The 16,693-nt window shown below is 63.5% G+C and carries 15 protein-coding genes; 11 read left to right on the plus strand and 4 right to left on the minus strand.

All coding sequences use genetic code 11. From position 1 onward, the window contains the following. Positions 1-36: 36 nt before the first annotated feature. Both metW and metX read right to left on the minus strand, forming a co-directional pair. On the minus strand, positions 37-678 hold the full coding sequence (gene metW / locus KUL93_RS01565; protein ID WP_217125372.1) for a methionine biosynthesis protein MetW: 642 nt from the start codon (positions 676-678) through the stop codon (positions 37-39). A gap of 11 nt (positions 679-689) precedes the next feature. Further along, positions 690-1,814: a homoserine O-succinyltransferase MetX gene (gene metX, locus KUL93_RS01570; protein WP_217125373.1), complete on the minus strand. Its 1,125-nt coding sequence runs from the start codon at positions 1,812-1,814 to the stop codon at positions 690-692. Between the two features lie 128 nt (positions 1,815-1,942). Here metX and mtnA point away from each other — a divergent pair, with 128 nt between their 5' ends. Further along, positions 1,943-3,019, plus strand: a complete 1,077-nt coding sequence (gene mtnA, locus KUL93_RS01575; RefSeq protein WP_217125374.1) for an S-methyl-5-thioribose-1-phosphate isomerase — start codon at positions 1,943-1,945, stop codon at positions 3,017-3,019. 6 nt (positions 3,020-3,025) lie between these two features. On the opposite strand, the gene ftsH is transcribed toward mtnA, so the two are convergent. Then, positions 3,026-4,921, minus strand: a complete 1,896-nt coding sequence (ftsH, locus tag KUL93_RS01580) for an ATP-dependent zinc metalloprotease FtsH (RefSeq protein WP_217125375.1) — start codon at positions 4,919-4,921, stop codon at positions 3,026-3,028. Between the two features lie 71 nt (positions 4,922-4,992). Between ftsH and KUL93_RS01585 the strand changes: the two genes are divergently transcribed. From KUL93_RS01585 to KUL93_RS01610, 6 genes are all read left to right on the plus strand, one after another. Then, a complete protein-coding gene (locus KUL93_RS01585) occupies positions 4,993-5,433 on the plus strand; it encodes an Hsp20/alpha crystallin family protein (protein WP_217125376.1) in 441 nt (146 codons plus the stop codon). 37 nt (positions 5,434-5,470) lie between these two features. Beyond that, positions 5,471-5,884 (plus strand): Hsp20/alpha crystallin family protein, encoded by a 414-nt coding sequence (locus KUL93_RS01590; protein WP_217125377.1) that lies wholly within the window; start codon positions 5,471-5,473, stop codon positions 5,882-5,884. 69 nt (positions 5,885-5,953) lie between these two features. After that, on the plus strand, positions 5,954-7,093 hold the full coding sequence (locus KUL93_RS01595; RefSeq protein ID WP_430408193.1) for a S1C family serine protease: 1,140 nt from the start codon (positions 5,954-5,956) through the stop codon (positions 7,091-7,093). 18 nt (positions 7,094-7,111) lie between these two features. Continuing rightward, entirely contained in the window at positions 7,112-7,510 is a 399-nt protein-coding gene (locus tag KUL93_RS01600) for a diacylglycerol kinase (RefSeq protein ID WP_217125379.1), read from the plus strand. A gap of 9 nt (positions 7,511-7,519) precedes the next feature. Then, on the plus strand, positions 7,520-8,860 hold the full coding sequence (locus KUL93_RS01605) for a sigma-54 interaction domain-containing protein (protein ID WP_217125380.1): 1,341 nt from the start codon (positions 7,520-7,522) through the stop codon (positions 8,858-8,860). 377 nt (positions 8,861-9,237) lie between these two features. After that, a complete protein-coding gene (locus KUL93_RS01610) occupies positions 9,238-10,227 on the plus strand; it encodes an SLAC1 anion channel family protein (protein ID WP_217125381.1) in 990 nt (329 codons plus the stop codon). A gap of 33 nt (positions 10,228-10,260) precedes the next feature. Here KUL93_RS01610 and KUL93_RS01615 read toward each other — a convergent pair whose 3' ends face one another. After that, on the minus strand, positions 10,261-11,721 hold the full coding sequence (locus KUL93_RS01615; protein ID WP_217125382.1) for a cobyric acid synthase: 1,461 nt from the start codon (positions 11,719-11,721) through the stop codon (positions 10,261-10,263). Positions 11,722-11,865: 144 nt separating this feature from the next. On the opposite strand from KUL93_RS01615, the gene KUL93_RS01620 reads away from it, so the two are divergent. From KUL93_RS01620 to KUL93_RS01635, 4 genes are read left to right on the plus strand one after another with little or no spacing between them, the layout of a single operon-like run. Then, positions 11,866-13,377 (plus strand): protein adenylyltransferase SelO, encoded by a 1,512-nt coding sequence (locus KUL93_RS01620; protein ID WP_217125383.1) that lies wholly within the window; start codon positions 11,866-11,868, stop codon positions 13,375-13,377. Between the two features lie 21 nt (positions 13,378-13,398). After that, positions 13,399-14,325 carry an adenosylcobinamide-phosphate synthase CbiB gene (cbiB, locus tag KUL93_RS01625; RefSeq protein WP_217125384.1) on the plus strand — a complete coding sequence of 309 codons (927 nt, stop codon included), beginning with the start codon at positions 13,399-13,401 and terminating at the stop codon, positions 14,323-14,325. Continuing rightward, the gene (locus tag KUL93_RS01630) at positions 14,322-15,479 is read left to right on the plus strand and encodes an aminotransferase class I/II-fold pyridoxal phosphate-dependent enzyme (protein WP_217125385.1); all 1,158 of its coding nucleotides are present in this window, start codon (positions 14,322-14,324) and stop codon (positions 15,477-15,479) included. The genes cbiB and KUL93_RS01630 overlap by 4 nt, the downstream gene beginning before the upstream one ends. After that, positions 15,463-16,692 (plus strand): glycosyltransferase family 4 protein, encoded by a 1,230-nt coding sequence (locus KUL93_RS01635; RefSeq protein WP_217125386.1) that lies wholly within the window; start codon positions 15,463-15,465, stop codon positions 16,690-16,692. The genes KUL93_RS01630 and KUL93_RS01635 overlap by 17 nt, the downstream gene beginning before the upstream one ends. Position 16,693 lies beyond the last annotated feature (1 nt).

Raw genomic sequence — 16,693 nt, forward strand, 5'->3', positions numbered from 1 at the left:
TGCGCGCCCACACTATCGTTCATACGGGCGCGCGGGTCAGCGACGCGCCAGCCGCGCGATTGCGAGTGTCGCCAGAAAATTGAGGTCGGCATCCGGCGGAAGCGGCTGGTGCTGGTCGTCGAACCCCATCCATTCCAAAATTTCGATGTCCAGAAGATCGCACAGGGTGGTGAAGTCCGCAACCGTGAAGAAACGGATATTCGGCGTGTTGAACCACTGATGCGGCAAGCTTTCGGAAACCGGCATCCGCCCTTCCAGGATGCTTTTGCGGTGTTTCCAGAACGCGAAGTTGGGAAAGCTCACCACCGCTTCGCGCCCCACCCGCAGCATCTCGTGCAGGATTCCCTGCGTATTGTGCATCGCTTGCAGCGCTTGGCTCATGATCACCCGGTCGAAAAAGCCATCTTCGAACCCAGCCAACCCTTGATCGAGGTTGCTCTGGATCACATTGACGCCACGGTCCAAACAGGCGATCACGCGATTGACGTCGTTTTCGATACCGTAGCCCACCACCCGCTTGGTTGCGCTCAAATAGGCAAGGAGCGCCCCGTCACCGCACCCGAGGTCGAGCACCCGCTCTTCCGGTTGAACCCAGCGGGCGATCGCGGCAAGGTCGAAGCGCAACGCCGATTCCGGCTGGGCCGTTTCGTTCGTGGCAGGGTTCATCACCATACTCATCCGCTCCTCCTTCAGACCGCCACTTGGTTGAGGTAGGCCCGCACCGCGGCATGATAGTGGGGATGCTCCAAGAGAAAGGAGTCGTGCCCCGCTTTGCTCTCGATTTCCAGATAACTGACCGGCTTTTCCGAATGGACGAGCGCCGAGACGATCTCGCGGCTGCGCGCCGGCGAAAAGCGCCAGTCGGTAGAAAAGGAGAGCACGAAGAAACGCGCTTGCGCGCGGGCGAACGCCTGTGCCAGATCCCCACCATATTCGGCCGCTGGGTCGTAGTAGTCGAGCGCACGCGTCGTCAAGAGATAGGTATTCGCATCGAAATAGCGGGAGAATTTCTCCCCCTGGTACCGCAGATAGGATTCGATCTCGAATTCGACGTCGTACGAATAGCGAAACGCGCCATGTTTCAACGCCCGCCCAAATTTTTCTGCCATCGCATCGTCGGAAAGATAGGTGATGTGGCCGATCATCCGCGCAAGCATCAATCCGCGTTTCGGCACCACCCCGTAACGGTAGTAGTCGCCACCATGGAAATCGGGGTCGGTAAGGATCGCCTGCCGAGCCACTTCGTTGAACGCGATGTTCTGGGCAGAAAGCTTCGGTGCGGTGGCGATCGCCAACACGTGCCGAACCCGCTCAGGATACTGCAACGCCCACGAAAGCGCTTGCATCCCACCGAGCGACCCGCCGATCACCGCCGCGAACTCGCTGATACCCAGACGGTCGGCAAGACGCGCTTGCGCTTCGACCCAATCTTCCACCGTCACGAACGGAAAGCGGGAACCGTACGGCTCTCCCGTCTCCGGATCGATCGATTTGGGGCCGGTAGACCCGTAACATCCGCCGAGGTTGTTCACCCCGATCACGAAAAATTTCCGGGTGTCGAGCGGTTTCCCCGGTCCAACGAAATTGTCCCACCAGCCGATGTTCTTCGGGTCGTCTTCGTAGTAACCGGCAACATGGTGCGAACCGGAAAGCGCGTGGCAAACGAGCACCGCATTCGTTTTCGCTGCGTTGAGTTCGCCGTAGGTCTCATAGACCAGTTCGTAGCGCGGCAACACGCCGCCGCTCTTTAGCCGCAGCGGTTCGTCGAAGACCATCCGTTGCGGCGACACGACTCCGACCGATCGTACGGCCATCCTTTCTCCCCTGTTTGCCGAAAGGAGCGCAAACCCACCCAGAAGTCAAACATTGTAAGGAAGTTTGCCGCGGTTGCAAAGGGACGTACAATACAATTCCGGCCGGCTGAGTATTCGTGAGCGCTCGAATGACCGCAACTGTCACGCTTCCGCCCTATGCCACGATCCGTCGCGACCGCGATACCGTTGTGATCCTCGACCAGCGCGAACTCCCGTTCGCTGTGCGCTTTCGGACGCTGCGTACGCTCGAAGATGCCGCCGACGCGATCCGCACGATGGCGGTACGCGGCGCCCCCCTCATCGGGGTCACCGCCGCTTTTGGCGTCGCGTTGGCGATGCAGCGTGACGCGAGTGACGCGGCGCTCGATGATGCGATCACCACCCTTGCCGCCACCCGCCCCACCGCGGTGAATCTCCATTGGGCGCTTGCGCAGATGCGGGCGGTGCTCGCGCCGCTTGTGCCTGCCGAACGCGCCGAAGCGGCGTGGGAGACCGCCGAGCGGCTGCAGAGCGAAGACGCTACGCTCTGCCACGCGATTGGCGAAACCGGGTTGCCGTGGCTACAAGCCGCGGCGAAAGCGCGGGCAGGAGCACCCGTACGGGTATTGACCCACTGCAACGCCGGTTGGGTGGCAACCTGCGGGATTGGCACTGCGCTCGCCCCAGTCTATCTGGCGCACCAAGCCGGTATCGCGATCGAAGTCTGGGCCAGCGAAACACGGCCGCGCAATCAGGGGTTGCTCACCGCATGGGAACTGTCCGCAGCTGGCATTCCTGCGAAGGTGGTCACCGATAATGCAGCCGCGTGGTTACTTGCGAACGGCGCGGTGGACTTGGTGATCGTCGGAGCCGATCGCATCGCCGCCAACGGCGACGTCGCCAACAAGGTGGGCACCGCGCTCAAAGCATTCGCCGCGCACGCCTACGGCATCCCCTTCTTGGTGGCTGCGCCCACGAGCACGTTCGACCCCGATTGTCCCCACGGTGGCGCGATCCCGATCGAGGATCGGGGCAGCGACGAACTCACCCACGCGGTGGTTCGGGCTGCAAACGGCGTCATGCGGCTGCCCACACTGCCCGACGGTATCGGTATTGGTCCCAACCCAGCGTTCGACGTCACCCCCGCCCGCTTCGTCACCGCGATCCTCACCGAACGCGGTGCAATTGCGCCGCCGCTTGCGGGACCGTGGTGCCGGAGCCACTAACAACCGTCACACTTCGTTCGGCATCCCATCGGTCGGCGCCGCCAGAGCGCCCTCTGTGCGCTTACCACCCTGGACACAGGGAGGCTGGACGAGGTCGCGCAAAAGCGCTTCCACCTCTGGCTCTTCGAGCGTCTCTTTCTCAAGGAGCGCTTGCGCCGCGGCTTCGAGCGCATCACGGTTGGCGCGCAAGATTTCCAGTGAACAGGCAAATGCGGTCATCACGATTCGCCGCACCGCGGCGTCGATCTGCTCGCGCACCCGTTCTGATACCGCCGCAAGCGCTTGATCCGCTGGCACCGCCCCCTCCAGGAAGCGGGGGCGCTGCGTTTCGAACGCCACGAACCCCAACGTCTCATCCATCCCGTAACGCGTCACCATATCGCGCGCAATCTGGGTAGCCCGGGCGAGATCGTCTGCCGCGCCGGTCGAGAGGTGGCCAAAAACCAACACTTCGGCGGCGCGCCCGCCCAGAAGCACCATGATTTTGCGCTCGAGCTCTTCGCGCGTCAGGAGATACCGATCCTCAGAGGGGCGCTGCAGGGTATAACCGAGCGCACCTACCCCGCGCGGCACGATCGAAATTTTGTGCACCGGGTCGGTACCCGGCAATGCGCGGGCAACCAGCGCGTGGCCGATCTCGTGGTACGCCACCACTTGGCGTTCGCGCGCATCGAGCGTGCGACTCTTGCGCTCGGCGCCTGCCACCAACCGTTCGAACGCTGCGGTGAAATCGCTCATCGTCACCGCATCGGCTTTGCGGCGCGTGGCTTGGATCGCCGCTTCGTTGACGAGGTTCGCAAGATCGGCGCCCGCAAAACCGGTGGTCATCGCTGCGACCTTATCGAGATCGACGTCGGGCGCCAAGCGGATTTTCTTCGCATGCACCTTCAAGATCGCCAAGCGGCCCGCTTTATCCGGGCGGTCGACCACCACTTGCCGATCGAAACGGCCTGCACGAAGCAGCGCCGGGTCGAGAATCTCTGGCCGGTTGGTCGCAGCGAGCACGACGATCCCCGCGGAAGTGTCGAACCCGTCCATCTCGACGAGCAGCTGGTTGAGCGTCTGTTCTTTTTCGTCGTGACCACCCAACCCGGGAAAGGCGCCACGCGCCCGCCCCAACGCATCGAGTTCATCGATGAAGATGATGCACGGCGCGTGCTGCCGCGCTTGCTCGAACAGGTCGCGCACCCGCGCGGCCCCCACCCCGACGAACATTTCGACGAACTCCGACCCGGAAATCGAAAAGAAGGGGACCCCGGCTTCTCCTGCCACCGCTTTCGCGAGCAGCGTCTTCCCGGTACCCGGAGGGCCGACCAGCAGCACCCCCTTGGGCATCCGCGCACCCAGCCGGGTGTATTCCTGCGGATTCTTGAGAAACTCGACGACCTCTTGCAGTTCGGCTTTCGCTTCATCGACCCCGGCAACGTCGTCGAAAGTGACCCCGGTCGCCTTTTCGACATAGACCTTGGCGCGGCTCTTGCCGATAGTCATGAACCCGCCCATTCCTTGACGATCGAGGAAGCGGCGAAAGAGAAAATACCAGACGGCGAAGAAGACCAGAACCGGGACGACCCACGACAAGAGATCGCGGAACAAGGTGTTTTCCAGCCTCCGGGTATAGGTCACCCCATACTTCTCCAACCGCTCGGCAAGCTGGGGTTCGACGAGCGTCGCAACCAACGCGCGTTTATTCCCTTCCGGTTGCTTCAAGATACCGGTCACCGTGCGCTCGCCGATCACCACCTCCGCCACGCGCCCGTCGGCCAAGGCGCGCTCGAATTCGGAGTAAGGAACCGGTTCGACCTGACTTGCTGCTTGCCATTGGCTTTGGAAGAGCAGCAGCAGCGCAATCGCGATCAACCAGTAACCGACGTTGAGGTTCTGCTTTTGTTGCTCGTTCATCGCTACCCCTTGAAAAGATGAGCTGAGCCCCTATTATGCCCAATATCGCACAGTAAAAAAGGAGTGTCGCGATGATGAGCCTTCTGCGTTTTCCTTCGCATGTTTTCGAAGAGTTTGAGCGGCTGCAGCGCGATTTGGAACAGGCGCTCGCCGGTTGGCCTTTGTCGCTCCGCGAAGCAAGCGGGGTGCCGCTTTTTCCGGCGGTCAATGTCGGCCGGACGAACGATGCGATCTTCGTCTACGCGTTTGTCCCGGGTGTCGACCCCAACGCGCTCGAGGTGACGTTGGAGCAAGGCGTATTGACGATCGCGGGCGAACGCGGCCCGTGGCAGCCGAAAGCGAAAGAGACGATCTACGCGCACGAGCGTTTCAGCGGCAAATTCAAACGGACGCTGACCTTGCCGGAAGATGTCGACCCCGACCAGGTCGAAGCGAAATACCGCGACGGAGTGTTGACCATCCGCATCGGCCGCAAAGCGCACCTGATGCCGCGTCGCATCGCGGTGCAGTGAGATTCGCCCGAATGTGCCTATCGAGAAGGAGGTAACGATGACCACGCCAACCGAACGGACAGTTCCGACGACCGCACGAAACCCGCAGCAAACCCCGGAACCGCGCCAAGCGGAGAAAGTCACTGTGACACCCCCGCGTGTCGATATCGTCGAAGACGAGACAGGGATCACCTTGTGGGCCGATCTGCCTGGTGTCAGCAAAGAGGCGTTGGAGGTGAAAATCGAAGGTGAAACGCTGACGATCGAAGGCAGCGTCTCCTTGCCCACCCCAGAAGGGCTGGAGCCGCTCTATGCCGAAGTGCGCACCCCCCGGTTCGCGCGACAATTCACCCTGTCGCGTGAACTCGATCCGGAAGGGATCGAAGCCAAACTGCAAGACGGGGTTTTGCAGCTTCGTATTCCCAAACGGCAACACGCCCAGCCACGGCGGATCGCGGTCCAGGTTGCCTGATTCCCTCTGGACGCACAGGAACCGTCGCTGCTACAATGGGACGCATCCAAGGCTGCGAGGATGCGTCCCATGCGTTTCAGCGAACCCCCCGATAGCGAAAGGCGGCTCCTTTCGCCGCTTGCTTGGGTCGTTTTTCTGATCATCGCTGCGGCCGCCCTCACCGGTTGGCTGGTTCCGAAAGAGCGTGCGGTACCGCGGGAAGCCGTCGAGCCGCGGCCGGTGGTTGCCCGTGGCGAGTTGGCGGCAGACGAGCAGAACGCGATCGAAGTGTTTCGTGTTGCTTCTCCTTCAACGGTTCATATCCGCACCGCACAAACCGCGCTCGACTTCTTCTCGCTCAACCTCTTTGCGATTCCCAAAGGAAGCGGCACTGGGTTCATCTGGGATCGGCTTGGCCACATCGTCACCAACTTTCACGTGATCGAAGGGGCAGACCGCGCCTACGTCACGCTTGCGGATCAAAGCACTTGGCCGGCGACGATCGTCGGCGCTTATCCGGACAAAGACCTGGCGGTGCTGAGGATCGGTGCGCCGCGCGAGCAACTCCGCCCCATTCTCGTTGGCGAAAGCCGCTCGCTCCAGGTAGGGCAACGGGTCTATGCGATCGGCAACCCGTTTGGCCTCGACCAGACCCTCACCACTGGGATCGTGAGCGCCCTCAACCGGGAGATCGAATCGGTCACCGGACGCCCCATTCGCGGCGTAATCCAGACCGACGCCGCGATCAACCCCGGGAACTCCGGTGGGCCGCTACTCGATTCCGCAGGACGCCTGATCGGCGTCAATACCGCGATCTATAGCCCGAGCGGCGCGTTTGCCGGAATCGGGTTCGCGATTCCCGTCGACGAAGTGAACCGTATCGTCCCGCGGCTCATCCGCGATGGCCGCTTGATCCGACCGGCGCTGGGCATCCGCGTCGCCCCGCCGGCTTTCCTGGAAGCACTGGGCATTGCGCAGGGTGTTGCGGTGATCGGCCTTGACCCCAACGGCGCTGCGGCACGCGCTGGAATCGTTCCCTTCCGCCCGACCCGCGACGGTTTGGTGATCGCAGGCGATGTGATCGTCGCGCTCAACGGCGAAGCGACACCCAACCTTGAAACACTTCTCGATCTCCTCGAGCGCCACCAACCCGGGGAAACGGTCACCGTAACCGTCGAACGCGCGGGAGAGCGACGTGACGTGCCGGTCACCCTTGACGTTGCGTCGTGATGACCCCCTGAGTGCCTGATGCGCCCGTTTCGCCCTTCGGAACCGGGATCGTCGTTCAAAAGCCGCGGTGGCTTCCAGCGGCTCAGCGCAGCGTTGCGCTATTCGTTGAAGGGGCTTGCTGCGGCGTGGCGTTTCGAGGCGGCGTTTCGCCAAGAAGTGGCGCTCCTCGTGATCGCGCTACCGCTGGCGATGTGGCTGGGCGAAACCACGGCAGAACGGCTCCTGCTTGTGCTGAGTCTCGTTGCGGTACTCGTCGTCGAACTCCTCAATTCAGCGATCGAGGCCCTTTGCGACCTCGTCCATCCCGATCCCCACCCACTGATCGCGCGTGCCAAGGACCTGGGGAGCGCCGCGGTCTTTCTGACGCTCATCGCAGCAGCGGCGCTTTGGCTCTTCCTGTGGCTGGAACGGTTCTGACACCGCATCATGACCGCGACCGATCCTTCCCACGAACTCGGCACACTGGTGGCGTGGCTCGACGCGCAAGAATCGCCTTACGTCGTGATCGACCGCAACTATCGCGTGGTTGCCGCAAACCCTGCCTACCGCGAACTCATGGGTCCATTCAGCGAGGCCACGACCTGCTACCGCCTCTCCCACCACTACGACGTCCCGTGCGACCGCGCCGGTGAAACCTGCCCCCTCCAAACGGCGCTGCGCACCAAAACGATAGCGCGCACGGTCCACCGCCACCACACCACCGATGGCGAACGCTACGTCACGATCGAACTCACCCCGTTGCCCGACCAGACGGGCACCATCCGCTGGTTGGTCGAACGGCAGCAGCCGCTGCCGATCGACCGTCACGGTGAAACGGGAGCGCAACTCATCGGACAGTCACCTGCATTTCGCCGGATGGTCGAACTGATCGACCGCGTGGCGCGTGCCAATGCGGCTGTTCTGCTCCAAGGCGAATCGGGCACCGGTAAGGAGCTGATCGCACAGACGATCCATCGCATGAGCCACCGCGCAGACAAACCCTTCGTGGCGGTAGATTGCTCCGGGATCCCCGAAACCTTGTTCGAATCGGAACTCTTCGGCCACGAAAAAGGGGCATTCACCGGTGCGACGCAGCGAAAAATCGGCCTTGTGGAAGCCGCCGACGGCGGTACTCTCTTCCTCGACGAATTGGGCGACATCCCCTTGTCGATGCAGGTGAAGCTGCTGCGGCTACTGGAAACCGGCACCTTTCGCCGTTTGGGGTCGACCGAGCTGCGCACCACCGACGTTCGATTGATCTCCGCAACCCACCAACCGTTGGCGGCGATGGTACGCGACGGCCGTTTTCGGCAAGACCTCTACTACCGCGTCAATACCTTTCCGATCCACGTCCCGCCGCTACGCGAGCGCGCGGGCGACATTCCGCTCCTCACTGCGGCGCTCCTCAAACGAATCGCCCCCGAGAAGCCGCCCACGGTCACCCCAGACGCGATGGCGTTACTCGAAGCGTACGACTACCCCGGCAACGTGCGTGAATTGCGCAATATCCTCGAGCGTGCGGTGCTTTTAAGCGACGGCCAGACGATTCGCGCAGAAGACCTTCCCGACGAAGTCCGTTTTCGCTCGGCTGAAGCACGCGAACCGCAGACCAGCCAAGGCATCGGGCACGAAAGCGACGCGCTCGATGACGCACGCCTGCGCCGACTGGCGGAAACCTTTCCTGGCCCGCGACGTGCCCTCGCCGCCCATCTGGGGATCAGCGAACGCACCCTCTACCGGCGTCTTGCGGCATTGGGAATCGGGCGCCGCAAAGCCGGCAAAAACTGACAAGACACTGCCAAGTTGTCGCATTTTGTCATGATATGGCAGTATTGTGACCGTCGTTTTTTATCCCCTCCTCGGCTACCCTGCAAAAAAATAGTTCCCATACAATCGGTTATCAAAATCAAGTCTTAGATCTCTTTTTTGGCACGCCTTTTGCTCAGCGGTCCGGTGAAGCGAACCTTTGACCTGTGTCCACTGTTTGGCACCTCCAACCCCAACGCACAGGTCTCATGGGTCTCTCCTCCTAACTTCGCTTCTTTGGCGGCGCACTCCCGTGCGCCGTTTTTCTTTCCGATCGATCAGAAAATGGTTAGATGCTAGAATTGCTCTGAATTGCTCTGAGCTCACGGAACTAGCTACGGAACGCCGAGGAAACCACGATGAACCAACCGACTCCCACACCATCTCATGCGGTGCAACCCGATGTGATTCGCTACTTTCCGTTGCCGCTCTTTGCCTCGATCATGGGGTTGAGCGGGCTTGCGCTCGTTTGGCTCAAAGCCGCCCACCTCTGGCACTGGCCGGCAGGGGTTGGTCAGGCGATCACGGTCGCGACAACCGCGCTCTTCCTGCTCTACGGCTTACTCCTTCTTTTGAAAGCAGCGCGCAACCCCCAAGCCATTCGCGAGGATTGGCGCCATCCGGTCCGGCTCAACTTCTTTGCGGCGATCACGATCTCGCTGCTGCTTTTGGGCACCGCGTATCAGAGCTTTGCCCCGGGAATCGGTCACGGCTTTTGGCTGCTCGGCGCAATCGGCCATGCTCTCCTCGTTCCCATGATCATGCACACCTGGCTGCACCACACCAACTACCAGGTGACCCACATCAACCCAGCCTGGTTCATCCCCGTGGTTGGAAACGTGGTCGCGCCGCTCGCAGGGGTCGGTTACGGCCATCTCGAAGCCAGTTGGTACTTTTTTGCGGTCGGCATCGTCTTCTGGTTGGTGCTTCTGACGATCGTGGTCCACCGCCTCATCTTCTTCGAACCGCTGCCGCAGCGGCTTGCCCCCACCCTCTTCATCCTACTTGCGCCGCCATCGGTGGGAATGCTCGCGTGGCTCAAACTCGACGGTGAGACGCTCGACGCCACCGCACGCATTCTCTACGGGGTCGCCCTCTTTTTGGCGCTGGTGCTTGCGACGAACGCGGTGCGTTTCGTCAAGGTCCCCTTTTTCCTCTCCGCCTGGGCCTATTCGTTCCCGCTTGCGGCGCTTACGGTTGCGACGATGACGATGGCACACCTCACCGCAAACAGCGGCCTACATACCCTTGCCGTCGCGCTCATGGTGCTGACCACAGCGGTGATTCTGTGGCTGGTTGTGAAAACGGCGATCGCCGCGGCGAAACGGGCGATCTTCTTGCCGGAGTGAACGCGCGCGCCTCAAGCACGCAGCAAGCAGCGGCTAGTAGCCAACGAGCGCGCGCCAATCGCAGTGCGCCGCAACCGTGTCGGCCAGCCGCTCGATCATCGCTTCGCGCCGCGCCTCGGCATCGACCGCGGCAAGCGTCTCCGCACCAGCCCAGCGAGCGAATGCAGCAAACGCCGGAGCGGCGTCGAAGAGCCCGTGCCAGTAGGTACCGACGATCTGGCCATCTGCTGAAACTGCCCCGTCGCTCGCCCCAACGTCGCTCGTCAGAAGGGGCGCACCGAGTGCCGCCCCGTCACTCACCCCCAGGTGTATTTCGTACCCGGCGACGGGTACCGGCGTCGCGCCGACGACCGCAGAGTGGATCAAACAGCCACGCGCTTGCGTCAGGCGCTTGGTGCGCGTGAGCGTGGTCGTGATCGCAAGCAACCCCAACCCTTTGCTTTCCCCCGCTTCCCCTTCAACCCCTTCGGGGTCGGCGATCGATTCGCCCAGCATCTGAAAGCCGCCGCAGATCCCAATCACCTTGCCGCCGTAACGCAGATGGCGCAGAAGGTGTGCATCCCCTTGCTGCGCGCGCAACCAGGCCAAATCGGCACGCACCGCTTTCGACCCCGGGAGGATCACCAGGTCGGCACCCGGCCACGGGCCGCCCGCCCACCAGCGAAAATCGACCTCCGGGTGGAGCCGCCACGGGTCGAGGTCGGTGTGGTTCGCGATCCGGGGGTAAGCGATCGCCACCACCCGCAGCTTGGCGTCGCACCGCACCGCTGCCGACTGCAAACTGTCTTCGGCGTCGAGCGACCAATTGCGCAAATAGGGGAGGACGCCAAACACCGGTTTGCCCGTACGTTCCGTCAGCCATTCGATTCCTGGCGTCAAAAGCGAAACGTCACCGCGAAAACGGTTGATCACGAAGCCGCGAATCCGCGCCACTTCGCTTGGCGACAGACACGCAAGAGTCCCGACGAGCTGCGCAAACACCCCGCCGCGATCGATATCGGCAACGAGCGCTACCGGAATGTCGACCGCTTCGGCAAACCCCATGTTCGCGATGTCATTCGCGCGCAGATTGACCTCGGCAGGGCTGCCCGCCCCCTCGACCACGATGAAATCGTACTGTGCGGTCAGACGCGCCCACGATTCGAGCACCGCTTCGCGTGCGCGCCGTTTGTAGTCGTGGTACTGCCGCGCGTCGAGCTGCGCCGCCACCCGCCCGTGGATCACCACCTGTGCGGTGCGATCGCTCTGCGGCTTCAAGAGCACCGGATTGAAATCGGTGTGCGGCGCAAGCCCCGCCGCTTGTGCTTGCACCGCCTGCGCCCGCCCGATCTCGCCGCCATCGATGGTCACGGCGGCATTGTTCGCCATGTTCTGCGGTTTGAAGGGGGCCACCCGAACCCCATTGCGGCGTAACAGACGACACAGTGCAGCGACGAGCGTACTCTTGCCCGCGTCCGAAGTCGTCCCTTGGATCATGATCGCGCGTGCGTGCATTGCGCGATTGTACCTGTAGCGCCGCTTGCCCCCTACCCCAGTTGGGTTGCCAAGAGCGCGCCCCCACGCTACGCTTACCCAAACCCAACAAAACCCAACCAAACCAATCCCAACCGAACCCAAGTTCCCCACGGAGTCCCAGAGATGTCCTCGACACCCCACGTTGCGCTCCCCCCGTTTCCGTTTGACAACTCCTTCGTCCGCGAGCTGCCCGACTTCGCGATCCCGTGGCAACCCGACCCCGTCCCCGCCCCCAAGCTCGTCTATCTCAACCACGAACTCGCAGCGGAGCTCAATCTGCCGCTCGCGATGCTCGACGAAGCCACCTGCGCGGTGCTTTTCACCGGCCAACGGCTGCCCGCCGAGGCCGAACCGGTCGCCCAAGCGTACGCCGGGCACCAATTCGGCGGGTTCGCGCCGATGCTTGGGGATGGCCGCGCGCTGCTCTGGGGCGAAGTCATCGACCGCCACGGCTGTCGCCGCGACCTGATGTTCAAAGGCTCCGGCCCTACCCCCTTTTCGCGCGGCGGCGACGGCAAAGCAGCGCTCTGGGCGATGCTCAAAGAGGTGCTCTATGGCGAAGCGCTGCACGTGCTCGGCATTCCCACGACGCGGACGCTCGCGGTGGCGACCACGGGTGAATGGGTGATGCGCACGCAACGCCACCCTGGCGCGATCCTCACCCGAGTTGCCGCCAGCCACCTGCGCGTTGGCACCTTTGCCTTTTTCGCCGCACGCGGCGAACGCGAAAAACTGGAACGCCTCACGCGCTACGCGCTGGCGCGCCACTACCCCGAGCGAATCGACGACGCGGCTCCTCCTGCGCTCGCGCTCCTTGAGGCGGTAGTGGAACGGCAGGCCAACCTGGTCGCGCAGTGGATGGCGGTCGGTTTCATCCACGGCGTGATGAACACCGACAACATGACGATCAGTGGGGAGACGATCGACTTTGGGCCGTGCGCCTTTCTCGAACCGTTCGACCCGCAGACCGTCTTCAGTGCGATCGACCGCTTCGGCCGCTATGCCTATCGCGAACAACCGCGCATCGCGCAGTGGAACCTCGCCCGGTTTGCCGAAGCGCTGTTGCCGCTGCTCGACCCCGACCCGCACACTGCAGTGACCCTTGCAAACCGCGTCCTCGAGCGCTTTCCCGCCTTGTACGAAGCGGCCTGGCTCGCCGCGATGCGCCGCAAATTGGGATTGACGCCGGACGGCGACGCGGAAACGATCGCGTACGACCGAGCGCTCGTCTCTGATTGGCTTGAGCTCTTGGCCCAACACACCGCCGATTTCACCGCCGCTTTCCGGGCACTCGCCCGCACCTGCGCCGGTGACCCAGCCCCGCTGCGCGCGCTCGTTCCCGATCCGGCACTCCCCCGATGGCTCGAACGCTGGCAGCACCGCGTGGGCCTAGCGCCAGGGCAACTGAACCACGCACTCGCCGAACGGCTTGCGGAAGCAAACCCGTGGCTGATCCCACGCAACGAAGCGGTCACCGCCGCATTGAGCGCTGCCGAAGCGGGCGACCTCGCCCCGTTCGAACGGCTCTTGAGCGCAATCCAAGCCCCCTTTCGCGAAAACCCCGCATACGCCGACCTGGCGCGCCCATCCAGCCCCGCGTTCCTGGCGCAGTTCCGCACCACCTGTGGCACCTGAGGTTCTGCGATAATCGCGCCCATGACCCACTTGCTTGCGCTTCTCATCGGTTTGGCTTGGGACCGCCTGATCGGCGAGCCGAAGCGCTTTCATCCATTGGTTGCGTTCGGGCGCTGGGCGGAGCGATGCGAACGGTGGGCGCGCGAACGCGGCTTGCCACTTGCCACTGCGATGTGGCGTGAGCGGCTCGCCGGACTCTTCGCTTGGCTAGCGGCGGTGACCCCGCCGCTGTTGCTCGCCTTTTGGCTCTTTGCCGCATTCCCGAAACTGCGCTGGCTCTGGGAAGGGCTCATCCTGGGCGTGGCGCTTGGCTGGCGCAGTCTCGAAGAGCACATCGTGGCCGTAGCCGACCCCCTGGCGCGTGGAGATCTTGCTGCCGCGCGCGATGCCGTTGCGCGAATCGTCAGCCGCGACGCAGCGCTTCTCGATGCGCGCGGCGTGGCCACCGCTGCGACCGAATCGGCGCTCGAAAACGGCCATGACGCGGTGATCGCGCCACTCTTCTGGTTCGCGGTCGCTGGCGGCTTTGGCGTTTTGCTCCACCGCCTCGCCAATACGCTTGACGCGATGTGGGGGTACCGAACCCCGCGCTACCGTGACTTCGGCTGGTTCGCCGCCCGAGCCGACGACCTCCTTGGCTGGCCGAGTGCGCGCCTCACCGCGCTTGCCTACGCGCTTGCCGGTCATGTTCGCGACGCCCTGCGCTGTTGGCGGCGCCAAGCCCCCCATTGGCCCAGCCCGAACGCCGGCCCGGTAATGGCTGCGGGCGCGGGCGCACTGGGCGTGCGGCTCGGTGGCCCCGCACCCTACCACGGCGTCTGGCAACCGCGCGGCACGCTCGGCTGCGGCGCTTATGCAACGCCAGAAACGCCGCTTGCCGCCCTTGCGCTCCTGCGCCGCGCCACGATCGGCGTACTCCTTTTGACCGCGTGGTGGGTAAGCCGATGAGCGTCTCCGAGCACGCGAACCCCGCGATCGGCCACGGCGGGCGCCTGCGCGCTGCGATCGCCCGTTACGGCGGGCCTCCAGAGCGCTGGATCGACCTCTCGACCGCAATCGCCCCATGGCCATACCCACTCCCGCCGGTCCCTCCCGAAGTCTGGCAACGCCTCCCTGAGCCCGACGACGCGCTGCCCGCGGCGATCGCCGCGTACTACGGCGCCGAAGGGCTTCCAATTCCCGGCACCCAAGCGGCGCTGCAAATCCTCCCTACCCTCTTTCCCGCGATCCGCACCGTAGTGATCCCCACCCCGAGCTACGGCGAATACCAGCGCACCTGGGCGCTTGCCGGCCGCTTGGTCCGAACCGTACCGCTCACTGCCTCAGCGATCGACCAGGCACTCGAAACGGCCGACGCCCTCGTTTTGGGGCAACCCAACAACCCCACCGGCCACCGCTGGTCGTTCGACCAGATCCGCGCCTGGCACGAGCGGCTGGCGCGGCGTCACGGTCTGCTCGTAATCGACGAAGCGTTTGCCGACGCCGAAGCGATTGCGACTGCCTGCCCCAGTCCGCTGCCCGCGTGGGCTGCCCAAACCCGCGGCGCGGTCGTCCTGCGGTCGCTCGGCAAATTCTTTGGACTGGCGGGCTTACGTTTCGGCGTTGCGTTTGCCGAACCCCCACTCCTTGCCGCGCTCGACGCACACCTGGGCCCGTGGGCAGTCAGCCACCCCGCACGCTGGGCCGCGACCCTTGCGCTTTCCGACACAGTTTGGCAAAAACGGCAACTCATGCGCATGACGCTGGCATACCGCGAACTGGTGGCGCTTCTTACCGAAACAGGTTGGTTGTCGGTCACCCCCTCCAATCCCGCCCCACAAACCTTTCGTGATGGACTCTTCCCCTACGCGATCCTACTCACCCATCCCGATCCAGAAGCGGCCGGGACGCTTTTCGCAACCCGACAGATCCTCGTCCGTTCGTTCCCGACACTGCTGTTGTTGCGTGTCGGCATCGCCCCAACGGAACAGATCTCTGAGCTGAGGGCACGCCTCTTGACGCTGACGCCCGAAAGCGCCAAAGTCCCCACTCGGTGTGGTGCGGTTACAATTCACCACGGCACCTCCGCGACAGGCCACTGCGACCATGAACCCAAAACCTAACCCCACCCTTCGCACGCTTTGGTATGTGCACTACCAATCGAGTCCAACCGACGGCTCCGCGGTCCATGTTGCCGAATTCATCGCGGCTTTCGCAGCGCTCTGCGCACAAAGCGGTGTGCGCTTTCGTGTCGTCGCGCCTCCACAACGGTCCAGGGTGCCGACGACGAACGAGACGGTGTGGCGCAAAGTCCGTCGCGCGTTGGGGCGTTACTATCTGCGCGACCTGCTCCTTTTGTGGCGGCAGTGGCAGCGGTCGCGTCAAGAAGGCGCGCAGCTCGACGCCGATCGCCCCGATCTGGTGATCACCCGTTATGATGCCGAAACGCTGTCGATCCACTGGGCGTGTCACAAACGCGGGATCCCTGTGGTCACCGAATTCAACGGCATCGACCGCGGCGAACTAAGAGGCACCTACCTCGACGTCAAACCGCTTCCCTGGTGCGATCGCCTCTTCAGCAATTGTCATGCGTTCGCCCTCTCAGCGGGCGCGCTTACGGTCACGGGTGCGATCGCCGCGCCGTTACACCGCTGCAACCCAGACCAGAAACCGATCACTGTCAATCACAACGGTGTCGATACCACCCGCTTTCACCCCGAGATCGACGCAACACCCCTGCGGCAGCAATGGCAGTGGCCAACCGAGACGGTGGTGATCGGCTACAGCGGCAGTTTCATCGTCTGGCACCGGCCGCAACGGCTCATCGAAACGTGGCAGCGGCTTCGCGCAGCAGGCCACCCCGTCGCGCTGCTGCTCATCGGGCGGCACGACGAAGCGGTTGCGCGCAGGCTAGCGGAGTTGCCCGCGCACGAACGTCGATGGGTCGTCTGGACCGGACATCTGCCTCATGACGCGATCCCACAGCACCTGGCGGCGTTGGATATCGCGGTGCTGCCCCACACCCAACCCTACTGTTCGCCGCTCAAACTCTTCGAATACATGGCGATGGGCAAAGCAGTGGTTGCGCCTGACACGGCAGGTGTTCGGGAAGTGCTCACGGCCGAACGCGAAGGGTTGCTGTTCGACCCGGACGACGACTCCACCTTCTTTGCGGCGCTCGAACGCTTGGTACGCGACGCGCCGCTGCGCCATCGCCTGGGCGATGCGGCCCGGGCTCGGGTCGAAAGGGAATTCACGTGGCAGCACAACGCGGAACGGGTCTGGGCTACCGTGCACGCAGCGTGGCAATGGCACCACCAAAAGGCGCGGAAGTGAC

The organism is Hydrogenophilus thiooxidans (genome assembly GCF_019049855.1).
Taxonomy (GTDB): domain Bacteria; phylum Pseudomonadota; class Gammaproteobacteria; order Burkholderiales; family Rhodocyclaceae; genus Hydrogenophilus; species Hydrogenophilus thiooxidans.